Raw genomic sequence first — 11823 nt, forward strand, 5'->3', positions numbered from 1 at the left:
CGGCCAGGAGGTTCCCAACCCAGACCGACAGGAGAACCGCGCGCATGGGAGGCTTGTTCCGTGCCCCAAGGCCCATCGTGGTGCCCGCGCCCACGCCCCCGCCCGCCCCGGAGCCGGTCAGCCCCGCCATCGCCGACGCCGCGGCCGAGCAGGCGCGCATCGAGGCACGGCAGCGCGCGCGGCAGGGCCTCTCCGGCACCATCGCCACCTCCGCACGCGGGGTGCTGGCGCCGCTGCCGTTCGCCGCCACGCGCAAATCCCTGCTGGGCGAGTGATGGCCATGACCCCCCGCGACATCCTCGACCGCCAGCGCGAGGCGCAGAACCAGCGCCGCACCCTGGAAGCCATCTGGACCGACGCCTACGCCCATGTGCTGCCCAAGCCGCACGAGGCCACCGCCTTGTATGACGCCACCGCCGCCGATGCCGCCGAACAGCTCGCGGCCTCGCTGCTGGCGGAGCTGACGCCGCCTTGGTCACGCTGGTTCGGCCTGGCGCCGGCGCGCGACCTGGCCGACACCCCCGCAGGCCAGGCCGCCGCCTATGCGCTGGAGGGCACGGCCGCCGTGCTGCAATCGCATCTCGACCGCTCCAACTTCGCCGTCGAGATGCACCAGGCCTTCCTGGATCTCGTCATCACCGGCACCGGCGTGCTGCTCGTGGAGGAAGCGCCGCCCGGCGAGACCTCCGCGCTGCGCTTCACCGCCGTGCCGGTGCGGCACGCGGTGCTGGAAGAGGGGCCATCAGGGCGCCTCGACAACATCTATCGCGAAAGCGCGCTGACACTCACCGAGATTCGCCGCCGCTTCCCCTTCGCGGAACTGCCCCCCGCGCTGGACCGCATCAAGGATGGCGAAAGCCATCCGCCGCTGCGCGTGGTGGAGGCGGTGTGGCCCGACCGCTTCGGCCACCGCTATGCCGCCGCGCTGGACCCCGGCACGGGCACCGATGCGACGCTGCTGGCCCAGGGCGGTTTCAGCGACCCGCCCTACATCGCCTTCCGCTGGCTGAAGGCGCCGGGCGAGGTCTATGGCCGCGGCCCGGTGGTGAAGGCGCTGCCCGACATCCGCACCGCCAACCGCGTGGTCGAACTCGTCCTGAAGAACGCCTCCATCGCCGTCACCGGCATCTGGCAGGCGGAGGATGACGGGGTGCTGAACCCCGCCACCGTGCAGCTCGTCCCCGGCGCCATCATCCCGCGCGCGCCGGGCAGCGCGGGGCTGACGCCGCTCGCCGCACCGGGCAACTTCGACGTGTCGCAGCTCATGCTGAACGATCTGCGCCAGCGCATCCGCCAGGCCCTTCTGGTGGACCGCCTCGGCAACCCGCGCGACGCCCGGATGACGGCGACCGAGGTCCTGGAACGCAGCGCCGAGACCTCCCGCCTGCTCGGCGCCACCTATGGCCGCCTGCAGTCGGAATTGCTGACGCCGCTGGTGGCGCGCTGCCTCTCCATCCTCGCGCGGCGCGGCGAGGTGCCGCCCGTGCTGCTCGACAATGGGCGTGTGGCGCTGCGCTACGAAAGCCCGTTGGCCCGTGTGCAGGGCCGCGCCGATGCGGCGAACACGCTGCTCTTCCTCGAGGCCGTCTCGAAGATGGGCAATGAGGCGCGCGAGCAGGTGGACGCCGCCGCCGCCGCGCGCTGGCTGGCCCGCACCCTGGGCGCGCCCGCCGAAATCCTCATCCCGACCCCCGTGGAGTGAAGCCCGCCATGCAAGACAGCCTGCTGGACGCCGCCATCGCGGCCCCCGCCGCCAATGCCCCCTCCTCGGGCACCCCCGCCTCGGGCACCAGGTCCCGCCCGGACGAAATCCCCGAGAAATTCTGGGACCCCGAGCGCGGCGAGCTGCGCGTGGACGCGCTGCTGAAGAGCTACCGCGAGCTGGAGCGCCGCCTGTCCCAGCGCCTCGCCCCCCCCGGCCCCGACGCGGACCCGGAGGACATCCGCCGTTGGCGCGAGGCGCATGACATCCCCGACGCGCCAGACCTCTACGAGATCCAGATCCGCCACGAACTCACCTCGCCCGATATCGAGGTGAACCGGCGTCTCTACGAGGCGGGCTTCTCCCGCGCGCAGGTGCAGCTGGTCTATGACCTGGCGGCCGAACGCCTGCTGCCGCTGATCGCCGAGGCCGCGCAGCAGTTCGAGGCGCAGCGCCAGCTGGAGAAGCTGCACGCGCGCTATGGCGGGCCGGAGCGGTTCCGCCGCGTGGCCGCGCAGCTTTCCGCCTGGGGCCGCGCCAACCTTCCGCCGCCGGTCTTCGAGGCGCTCTCCACCACCGAGGAGGGCGTCATGGCGCTGGAGCGCATGATGCAGGGCAAGGAGCCGCAGATGGCCCGCGACGCCGAGCCGCCCGCCCCCGAGGATGAGGGCGAGCTGCGCCGGATGATGCGTGACCCGCGCTACTGGCGGTCGCGTGAGCCGGAGATCGTGAAGCGCGTCTCCGAGGGTTTCCGCCGCCTGGTGGGCGGCTGATTCACGCCTTCGGTGGTGCACCGAAGGCGATCAGACGCTGGATCGGCGGGGCCGTGTGCCGCCCCCTCGGGGCCGAACCCCCGGGCACCGCCCCGCCATTGGCCGCCCGCCGCTCCCTCTGACAGGGGTGAGCGCGGGCGGCCCGCGCCCGCCGCGCGCCCATGCGCCGCGGCGGGCGCGCCCCTTTCGCCGCGCAGAACGTGATGACCGGAACCCCGGCGGACGCGCGCGGCGCGGGCGCACCCGCGTGCCCCCTGAGGTCAACACGCGCCACGCCCTTCCCGCCATTCCCGACAGGAGAATCCCTGTGACCCAGTCCATCGACCAGGCCTTCATCAAGCAGTTCGAGGCCGAGGTGCATGAGGCCTACCAGCGCCAGGGCAGCAAGCTGCGCCCCACCGTGCGCAGCAAGTCCAACGTGAAGGGCGCCAGCACGGTGTTCCAGCGCGTGGGCCGCGGCGTCGCCACGTCGAAGTCGCGCAACGGCGTCGTGCCGGTGATGAACCTCACCTATTCCGCCATCGAGTGCTTCCTGCAGGACCACTATGCCGGCGAGTGGATCGACAAGCTCGACGACCTCAAGACCAACATCAACGAGCTGCAGGTGCTGGCCAATGCCGGCGCCTATGCGCTCGGCCGCAAGACGGATGAGCTGATCATCTCCGCCCTCGACAGCGCCACGCAGGAGGCCGTCGGCACCCAGTCCGGCCAGACGGACAATGACGGGCTGACGCGCAGCAAGATCCTGCTGGCCTTCGAGATGATGGGCGAGGCCGATGTGCCCGATGACAGCCAGCGCTATGCCATCGTCGGCTGGAAGCAGTGGAGCGAGCTGCTGACCATCAGCGAATTCGCCAACTCCGCCTTCGTGGGTGAGGACGACCTGCCCTGGAAGGGCAGCCAGGCCAAGCGCTGGCTGGGCGCGACCTGGATTCCGCACAGCGGCCTGACCCAGGTGGGTGAGCTGCGCTTCTGCTACTTCTACCACCGCACCAGCGTCGCGCACGCCTCCGCGCAGGAGATCGTCACCGACGTGACCTGGCATGGCGACCGTGCGGCGCATTTCGTGAACAGCATGATGAGCCAGGGCGCCGTGCTGGTGGACGACAGCGGCGTGGTGCGGATGCGTTGCCGCGAAGTCGCCTGAGCATAGGCTGAACCGCTGCCGGCCCCGCACCGGGCCGGCAGCAATTCCCCCCACGTCAACGGAGTGACACGCGATGGCGCTGACCGCCCTCGAACTCTGCTCGCGCGCCCTGCTGCGCCTGGGCGCGCAGACCATCGCCAGCTTCGACGAAGGCACGGGCGAGGCCGAGGTCGCGGCCGGCCTCTATGAGGGCGTGCGCGACGCGCTGCTCTCCTCCCATCCCTGGAGCTTCGCCACCGGCCAATCCACCCTGCCGCGCCTCTCGGCCACGCCCACGGCGGATTTCCGGTATGCCTTCCAGCTCCCCACGGGCTTCCTGCGCGCGCTCTCGGCCGGCGCGCCGGGCAGCGGTCGGGGCCTGGAATACCGCCTGCTGGAAGACCGCCTGCATTGCGACGCCGAGCAGGTGACGCTGACCTACATCTTCCGCCCCGCGGAATCCGCCTTCCCCGGCTTCTTCGCCTCGGCGCTGGTGGCACGCCTCTCGGCCGAGTTCTGCATCCCGCTGACCGAGAGCACCACGCGCGCCCAGATGCTGTTCGGCCAGGCCGAGACGGAGCTGCGTCAGGCCCGCCGCGCCGACAGCCAGCAGGCCACGCCGCGCGCCATCCAGGGCTTCCCGCTGATCCAGGCGCGGGGGTGACACGATGGCCGAGCTGCGACAGGTCAAGACCAATTTCACCGCGGGCGAGCTCTCGCCCGAGATGCTGGGCCGCGCCGACCTGCGCGCCTATGCGAATGGCGCCAAGCGCCTGCGGAACGTCTTCATCCAGCCCACGGGCGGCATCACGCGCCGCCCTGGGCTGCGTCACGTCGCCACGCTGCCCGGGCCGGCGCGCCTCGTCGCCTTCGAGTTCAACACCGAGCAGGCCTATCTGCTGGTGCTGCTGCACCAGGAATTCCAGGTCTATCTCGGCGACGCGCTGGTGGCGCAGGGAACGGGCCCCTGGACGACGGCGATGCTGCCGCAGCTCGGCTTCACGCAATCGGCTGACACGCTGCTCGTCTGCCACCCCGACATGCCGCCGCAGCGCGTGACGCGCACCAGCCACACCAGCTGGCTCGTGTCAGGCTGGGAGTGGGTGGCCATTCCGGGCTACCGCTTCGCGCCGCCGGGCATCACGCTGGCGCCGGGCGCCGTGTCGGGGTTGCTCACGCTCACCGCCTCGGCGCCGGTCTTCGAGGCGGGGCATGTCGGCACCACGCTGCGCTTCCGTGGCCAGGCGGGCACGGTCGTGGCGGTGCCCAACCCCTCGCAGGTCACGTGGAACCCGGCCGACCCGCTGCCGGACACGAATGCCAGCGCGGATTGGGAGGAAGCGGCCTTCAGCCCCGTGCGCGGCTGGCCCGTCAGCTGCTGCTTCCACCAGGACCGGCTGGTCATCGGCGGCTCGCGGGACCTGCCGAACCGGCTGTGGCTCTCGCGTTCCGGGCAGATCTTCAACTTCGACCGCGGCGGCGGCCTGGACGATGAGGGCATCGAATTCGGCCTCGTCTCCGACCAGGTGAACGCCATCCGCGCCGTCTTCTCGGGCCGGCATTTGCAGGTCTTCACCACGGGCGGCGAATGGATGGTGACGGGTGATCCGCTGACGCCCTCCTCCATCCAGCTCAACCGGCAGACGCGCATCGGCAGCAGCGCGACCCGCATCATCCAGCCGGTGGATGTGGATGGCAGCACCATCTTCGCCGCGCGCAGCGGCCGCGCCATTCACGAATTCGCCTATACCGACGTGCAGCAGGCCTACCAGGCGAATGACCTGGCACTCGTGGCCGCGCACCTCATCCAGCAGCCCGTCGCCATGGCCTATGACCAGGCGCACCGCCTGCTGCACGTGGCGATGGAGGATGGCTCGCTTGCCACGCTCACCCTCTTCCGCGCGGAGCAGGTCACGGCCTGGACGCGGCAGGAGACGCAGGGCGCCTTCCGCGCCGTGGCCGAGGTGGAAGGCCGCGTCTTCTGCCTGGTGGAGCGCGACGGCACCCAGCGCCTGGAACGCTTCGACAACGCGCTGATGCTCGACGCCGCGCTGGAAGGCGTGAGCAACGTGCCGCTGACCGTCTGGACGGGGCTCGGCCATCTCTCCGGCCAGGTGGCCGGCGTGCTGGCCGATGGCGCCCCGCGCGAGGATGCGCTGGTCTCGGGTGGCGCCGTCACCATCAACCCCGGCGCCGCCTCGGTGCAGATCGGCCTGCGCTACGCGCATGAGGTGGAGCCGCTGCCGCCCGACCTCGGCAACGCCATCGGCGCCGCCATTCCGCTGCGCCTGGTGGGCGTGGGCTTCCGCCTGCTGGACACGCAATCGCTCCAGCTCGACCTCGGGCGCGGACCCAGGCCCGTGCCGTTCCGCCGCTTCGACACGCCGCTGCTCGATGCGCCGCCGCCGCGCTTCACGGGCGATGCGCGCATCGCCGCACTCGGCTGGTCGCGCGACGCGCTGCGGCCCCTGTGGCGCATCACGGGCGATGCGCCGCTGGCCTTCACCCTGCTCTCCGTCACCACCGACATGAGGACGAACGCCTGATGGCCGCCCTAGCCCCCCTCGCGACCCTCGCCTCGACCGGCTTCGGCGTCTACGCGCAGCAGCAGCAGGCGGCCCAGGCACGCGCGCAGCAGCGTGCCCAGGTCGAGATCCAGCGGCAGGCGGAGACGGCCCGCCAGGAACAGCTCCAGCTCCAGCAGCAGGCCGAGGCACGGCTGCGCGGCGAGAGGCTGGCGCGAACCCTGGCCTCCACCCGCGCGCGCCTCGCCGCCGGCGGTCTGTCCGTGGATGACGGCTCGGCGGCCGCGGTGCAGGCCGGGCTGCGCGCCGATGCCGCCGCCGGCCAGCGGGACAGCGATGAACTCTTCCGCGCGCGGCTCGCCTCGGGCCGCGCCTCCCTGCTCAACCCCGATGGCTCGTTCACCACGGTCAACTCGCTGCTGCGCGCGCTGCCCAGCTTCGGGAATTCCGTCCGCAGCCTGCTCGATTGAGGAGCCACGTCATGTCAGAGCATATCCGCATCGGCGACATCGCGCCGCGCGTGCATTACGTGGCGGATGGGGTGCAGACCGCCTTCACCTACCCCTTCCCCATCTTCGCCGCGCAGAACCTCCGCGTGCTGGCCGATGGCATCCAGCTCGCCTCCGGCTTCGCCGTGCAGGGCGCGGGCGCCTCCGAGGGCGGCACGGTGGTCTTCGCCACCCCGCCCGTCGCGGGCACGCGCATCGCCCTCGTCCGGCGCATCGCCATCGAGCGCACGACCGACTTCCAGCCCAATGGGCTGCTGCGCGCGGTGACACTCAATGACGAGCTGGACCGCCAGGTGGCCGGCTTGCAGGAGGTGCGCGACGAGGTCGGCTCCGGCCTGCGCGTGGCCTTGGACGAGACACCCACGGGCCTCGTCCTGCCGCCCCGCGCCGCGCGCGCCGACCGCCTGCTGGGCTTCGACGCGCTGGGCAATGTCACGGCGTTCCCGCGCACCGGCACCATCTCGGCCGTCTTTCCGCAGGCCGTGCCGCGCAGCGTGGAGGACAAGCTGGCCGAGACGCTCTCCGCGCGCGACTTTGGCGCGACGGGCGATGGCGTGACCGATGACGGCCCCGCATTGCAGGCGGCGATGAACGCGGCCGCCGCGGCCTCGCGCCACCTCGTCATCGGCGAGGGCAGCTTCCGCACCACCATGCCGCTGGTGCTGCCGGGCCCCGCCGTGGGCCTGACCATGCATGGCAGCATCATCTACGCCGGGCCCTCCGGCCAGCCGGCGCTGACCCTGGGCGACGGCGCGGCCACGCGCAACGCCACCAAGCTCTATGAGGGGCTGCGCGTGCTGCGCGCCACCATCAGCGACTGGGAGAACGAGGGCGACATCGGCATCCTCATCCGAAACCTCGACGCCAGCACGGTGGAGGTGCGCCTGGTCGAGGGCTTCACCATCGGCATCCGCACCCAGGGCGTGGAACGCGGCTTCGAGGACAGCCAGCTCTTCCTCGGGCGCATCGTGAACAACAAGATCGGGCTGGACGCGCACACCGTCACGGCGGCCGCGTGGAACACCTCGGTGCGCTACTTCGGCGGGCATTTCGCCATCGCCTCCTCGCTGTATCCGGACAAGGACCGCTTCGGCGTGCGCTTCTCGGCCGAGCCGGGCGCCTATGTCGCGCACAACCGGCATGTGTTCTTCGGCCCGAACTTCGAACTCCAGGCCGCGAACCGCCCCATTCTGGGCGTTCCCTTCCTCTCGACGGTCAGCAGCCGCGCCGTCCTGGCGTACGGGATGCGGATGGAGGGCTGCTCGCCCTTCGCGGGCCGCCACACCAGTTCCGCGCAGGACCATGTCTACGAGGTGGCCTGGGCCAGCCAGGCCTACCAGGTGGACATCGACTACGCGCCGGGCGCCACGCGCGTGGGCGGCGTGGTGCGCGCGCTGCACCAGGCGGCCGCGCACCGGGAGTTCACGCGCGAGGTCGCCTCGGTGCCCAGCCTGCGCGCCGCGGCCTTCCGCTGGACGGCCACGCAGACGGGCTTCGACCGCCTGGCCTGCATTTCCTCCAATGTGGGCGGCACGCCGACCACGCTGGCTCAGTTCGCCTTCCCGGGCCTCGACGCCTATGCGCTGGGGACGGAGGGCGTGACGCTGCAAGGCGGGCGGGGCCTCGGCTTCGTCGTGGATGCGCGGCGCACCAAGGAGTTCGCGCTGGCGGTGGATGGTGACAACCCGCGCCTCGTCATCCAGTGCTTCGACGCGTCCATGAACCTGCTGACCGACGCCAACGGGCCCCTGGTGCGCGCCTCCGGCCAGTCGCTGGCGTGGAACGCCACCGCGCGGTGGTGGCAGGGCTCGGCCGACATGAACGACGCGAACCTGACGCGGCTGCAGGTCGTGCGGCTCGAGCCATCCGTGGGCTATGCCATCATCGGCGTGGCGCGCATCGGGGTGGACTACGAGGTGCGGGCCATGCGCCTGGCCTGCGACCCGTCGCAGGCGCCGGCGCTGCTCTACGGCCTGCCCGGCCTGCCGCATGGCGCGCGGGAGCTGCGGGCGGAACAGGGCTACGAAGGCGCCACCATCGGCGCCGGCGCCACGGTGCAGGTGAACGTGCCCGTGCCCGGCGCACGGCCTGGCGATTTCACGCAGGCGGCCTACAGCCTTTCCACCTCCGCCATAGTCTTCCTCGCGCAGATCGGCGCGCAGGATGTGGTGACGGTGACGATGTGGAACCGCTCAGGCGGCAGCGTCACGCTGAATGCGGGCACGGTGCGGGTGCGCGCGGTGAAATCGTGAGGCGTCGGCGCAAGCCCAGCCTGCCGGTGCGGCTGGAGGATGCCGTCGCCGAGGTGACGGCGGACTACCTCAACTTCCTCCGCGCCCCGCGCCCCGAGGAACCCGAGGACGCCAAGGCCTTCGCGGCCCGCCACGCCGCCGCCAAGACCGCGCTGTCGCACATCGAGCAGATCATCAAGCTGGCCGACACGCCCGCCGAGGGGACGGAGGCCGACACCGAGAGCCTGCTGCACGAAGCCCGCCACCAGATGGACCAGGACCGCGAGACGGAGGAGGACACCGCACGCGATGGACAAGCCGGCTGACCTGCTGGAATTCACCTGGATGTGGAACCGCGCCCAGGGGATGAGGACACCCGCGGTCCACCGCCGCATCCTGCTCTGGCTGGAGGAGAAGCCGTCGAACCGCATGCTGCTGATGGCCTTCCGCGGCTGCGGCAAGTCCACGCTGGTGGGGCTGCTCTGCGCTTGGTCGCTCTACCGCAACCCGGATCTGCGGATCATGGTGCTGGCGGCCGAACAGTCGCTCGCCGCGCGCATGGTGGCGCATGTGCGGCGCATCCTGGAACGCCACCCGCTCTGCCGCCCGCTGCTGCCGGAGGAGGGCGAGGCCTGGGCCACCGACCGCTTCACCGTGGCCCGGCGTTCCGCCCTGCGCGACCCCTCGATGTTCGCGCAGGGGCTGCAGGGCAACATCACCGGCGCGCGCGCGGACCTCATCATCTGCGACGACGTGGAGGTGCCGGGCAATTGCGACACGCCCGGCAAGCGCCACGAGCTGCGCGAACGCCTGGCGGAGACCGAGTTCATCCTGACGCCGGGCGGCGCCATCCTCTACGTCGGCACGCCGCACACGGAGGAGAGCCTCTACCGCCCCGGCGACGACTTCCTGCGCGGCTATGCCCGGCTGGAAGTGCCCATCCTGGACGCCGAGGGCCGCAGCGCCTGGCCAGAGCGTTTCTCGGAGCCCGCCATTGCCGCCATCCGCCGGCGCGTCGGGCCCATGCACTTCGCCCGGCAGATGCTGCTGCAACCCGTGCCCGCCGCGGCCGCGCGGCTCGATCCTGCGCTGCTGCTGCGCTACGCGGAGCAGACGGAATATGTCGAGGCGCAGGGCCGCCCGCAGCTCTGGCTGCTCGGGCGGCGCCTGGTCTCGGGCGGCGGCTTCTGGGACCCCGCCTTCGGGCGCGAGAAGGGCGGCGATGGCTCCGTGCTCGCCGCCACCTACATGGATGGGGAGAACCACCACTTCATCCATCGCGTGGAGTGGATCACGCAGCGTGCCGACGCGGCCGACGACCCCGCGACGCAGCAATGCCGCCAGGTGGCCATGCTGGCGCGGGACCTGCACCTGCCCGTGGTGCGCGTCGAGACCAATGGGCTGGGCCGCTTCCTGCCCGCCCTGCTCAAGCGCGAGATGGCGCGCGCCGGCGCCGCCTGCCAGGTGCTGGAGCACGCCAGCCACCGCCCCAAGGCGGAGCGCATCCTGGCCGCCTTCGACCCGCTGCTGGCCGCCCGCCGCCTCTACGCGCATGAAGGCGTGATGACCTCGGCCTTCGCGCGCGAGATGGCCGAATGGCGGCCGGACGCGAAGGGGGCGCGCGATGACGCGCTGGACGCCGTGGCCGGCGCCATCCTGGCCGAACCCGTGCGGATGCCGGCCCTGCCGCCGCAGCCGCGCGGGCCGAGCTGGCGGGGCTAGTGTTGTTGCGCGGCCAATTCGCGGCTGCGGCTGCGCCTACGCCGACCGGGCGCTTTGCCGCGGCCGATTCACGGCTGCGGCTACGCCTCCGCCGATCGGACGCTTTGCCGCGACCGATTCACGGCTGCGGCTGCGCCTACGCCGACCGGGCGCGGACCTTCTTCAGGATCTCACTCGCATGTCGCTCCCGCCCAGCGGGCGTGATCGCGAAGCGCCCGTCAGGCCCCAGCTCGGCCAACCCCATCGTGGAAAGCCGCCGCAGGCAGGGCTCGTCCGCCAGGCCGGGCGGGCGGCCATGCTGCCGCACCAGCGTCAGCCGGTGCAGCGCCGAGCGGCAGCAGGTCTCGAGATACGGCTCGTTCCACATCGCCCCTCCATACCCCCTCTCCGGGGTCTGCCCCGTTGTGGGGCGGCCCCGCGCCCATCGCAAGGAGATGTCATGAACATCCTCGAACTGGAGCCGCACATGCTGCTTCGCCTGGCCGAGGCGCCGGTCTCCATCCTGCTGCTGTGGCTGGTCCTGGGCATCAAGCGCGACCTGGACCAGCGGATCGAGCATGGCGACCGGCGCGAGATGGACGGCCTGGCCCGCACCCGCCAGGAGTTGACCGATTTCAAGCTGGAGGTGGCGCGGACCTATGTGCCCCTCTCCCTCATCCGCGACGTGGACCAACGGCTGAGCGAACAGCTGCTCCGCATCGAGGAAAAGCTGGAAGACCTCCGCCGCGAAGGGGGGTATGGCCGATGAGCGCCGCCCCCGCCGCCATGACCGCGACCGAGGCCGCGGAGGCCCTGCTGGCCCGCATTCTCTACGCCGAGGCCGGCGGGCGCCCGGCGCGGGCCATCGAGGCGCTGGCGGCGCTTGCGCTGACCCGCGCGCGCCTCGCCCTGGCCTGCCCGGAGGCCGCACTGCGCTATGCCGGGGGGGAACACCCCTCCAGCACCGCCCGCGCCCTGCTGGCGGTGCTGCGGGCGCCCTTCCAGTTCCCCACGCGCCACCCGCGCCACCCGCACCATGCGCGCTTCGTCTCGCCGCCCGAGGCGGACCCGGCGCTGGCCGTCTGCCGCCGCATCGCCCGCCGCGCCATGGCGGGCACGCTGCCGGATGCGACGGGCGGTGCCGTGCTGTGGCATGCGGAGGAGTTCCTGCCGCGCTGGGCCATGGGGCGCGTGCCCCGGCTGGCCACCGGCGGGCTCTGCTTCTACGCGGCGGCCGAATGAGCTAACCGGCGCGA

The 11823-nt window shown here is 72.0% G+C and carries 13 protein-coding genes; 12 read left to right on the forward strand and 1 reads right to left on the reverse strand.

Annotated elements, in window-relative coordinates:
* Positions 1 to 44 precede the first annotated feature (44 nt).
* From JTN19_RS10510 to terL, 10 genes are all read left to right on the forward strand, one after another.
* Positions 45 to 275, forward strand: a complete 231-nt coding sequence (locus JTN19_RS10510; protein WP_206932123.1) for a hypothetical protein — start codon at positions 45 to 47, stop codon at positions 273 to 275.
* Complete coding sequence (locus tag JTN19_RS10515; RefSeq protein WP_242531035.1) at positions 275 to 1702, forward strand: portal protein; 1428 nt, start codon at positions 275 to 277, stop codon at positions 1700 to 1702. Before JTN19_RS10510 ends, JTN19_RS10515 begins: the two co-directional genes overlap by 1 nt.
* A gap of 8 nt (positions 1703 to 1710) precedes the next feature.
* A complete protein-coding gene (locus JTN19_RS10520) occupies positions 1711 to 2475 on the forward strand; it encodes a capsid assembly protein (RefSeq protein ID WP_206932124.1) in 765 nt (254 codons plus the stop codon).
* A gap of 307 nt (positions 2476 to 2782) precedes the next feature.
* Positions 2783 to 3622 (forward strand): phage capsid protein, encoded by an 840-nt coding sequence (locus JTN19_RS10525; protein WP_206932125.1) that lies wholly within the window; start codon positions 2783 to 2785, stop codon positions 3620 to 3622.
* Between the two features lie 73 nt (positions 3623 to 3695).
* Positions 3696 to 4265, forward strand: a complete 570-nt coding sequence (locus tag JTN19_RS10530; protein WP_206932126.1) for a hypothetical protein — start codon at positions 3696 to 3698, stop codon at positions 4263 to 4265.
* A gap of 4 nt (positions 4266 to 4269) precedes the next feature.
* Positions 4270 to 6147: a hypothetical protein gene (locus tag JTN19_RS10535; RefSeq protein ID WP_206932127.1), complete on the forward strand. Its 1878-nt coding sequence runs from the start codon at positions 4270 to 4272 to the stop codon at positions 6145 to 6147.
* Positions 6147 to 6596, forward strand: a complete 450-nt coding sequence (locus JTN19_RS10540) for a hypothetical protein (RefSeq protein ID WP_206932128.1) — start codon at positions 6147 to 6149, stop codon at positions 6594 to 6596. The genes JTN19_RS10535 and JTN19_RS10540 overlap by 1 nt, the downstream gene beginning before the upstream one ends.
* An 11-nt stretch (positions 6597 to 6607) precedes the next feature.
* Complete coding sequence (locus JTN19_RS10545) at positions 6608 to 8887, forward strand: glycosyl hydrolase family 28-related protein (RefSeq protein ID WP_206932129.1); 2280 nt, start codon at positions 6608 to 6610, stop codon at positions 8885 to 8887.
* Positions 8884 to 9192 (forward strand): hypothetical protein, encoded by a 309-nt coding sequence (locus JTN19_RS10550; protein ID WP_206932130.1) that lies wholly within the window; start codon positions 8884 to 8886, stop codon positions 9190 to 9192. Before JTN19_RS10545 ends, JTN19_RS10550 begins: the two co-directional genes overlap by 4 nt.
* The gene (gene terL, locus JTN19_RS10555) at positions 9176 to 10588 is read left to right on the forward strand and encodes a phage terminase large subunit (protein WP_206932141.1); all 1413 of its coding nucleotides are present in this window, start codon (positions 9176 to 9178) and stop codon (positions 10586 to 10588) included. Before JTN19_RS10550 ends, terL begins: the two co-directional genes overlap by 17 nt.
* Before the next feature lie 136 nt (positions 10589 to 10724).
* Here the strand turns inward: terL and JTN19_RS10560 are convergent, their stop codons facing one another.
* Positions 10725 to 10955, reverse strand: coding sequence for a hypothetical protein (locus tag JTN19_RS10560; RefSeq protein WP_206932142.1), 231 nt, complete (start codon positions 10953 to 10955; stop codon positions 10725 to 10727).
* Between the two features lie 72 nt (positions 10956 to 11027).
* Here JTN19_RS10560 and JTN19_RS10565 point away from each other — a divergent pair, with 72 nt between their 5' ends.
* On the forward strand, positions 11028 to 11336 hold the full coding sequence (locus JTN19_RS10565; protein WP_206932143.1) for a hypothetical protein: 309 nt from the start codon (positions 11028 to 11030) through the stop codon (positions 11334 to 11336).
* Positions 11333 to 11809 (forward strand): cell wall hydrolase, encoded by a 477-nt coding sequence (locus tag JTN19_RS10570; RefSeq protein WP_206932153.1) that lies wholly within the window; start codon positions 11333 to 11335, stop codon positions 11807 to 11809. The genes JTN19_RS10565 and JTN19_RS10570 overlap by 4 nt, the downstream gene beginning before the upstream one ends.
* Positions 11810 to 11823 lie beyond the last annotated feature (14 nt).

The sequence above is a fragment of the Roseococcus thiosulfatophilus genome, assembly GCF_017311575.1.
In the GTDB taxonomy this organism is placed as follows: domain Bacteria; phylum Pseudomonadota; class Alphaproteobacteria; order Acetobacterales; family Acetobacteraceae; genus Roseococcus; species Roseococcus thiosulfatophilus.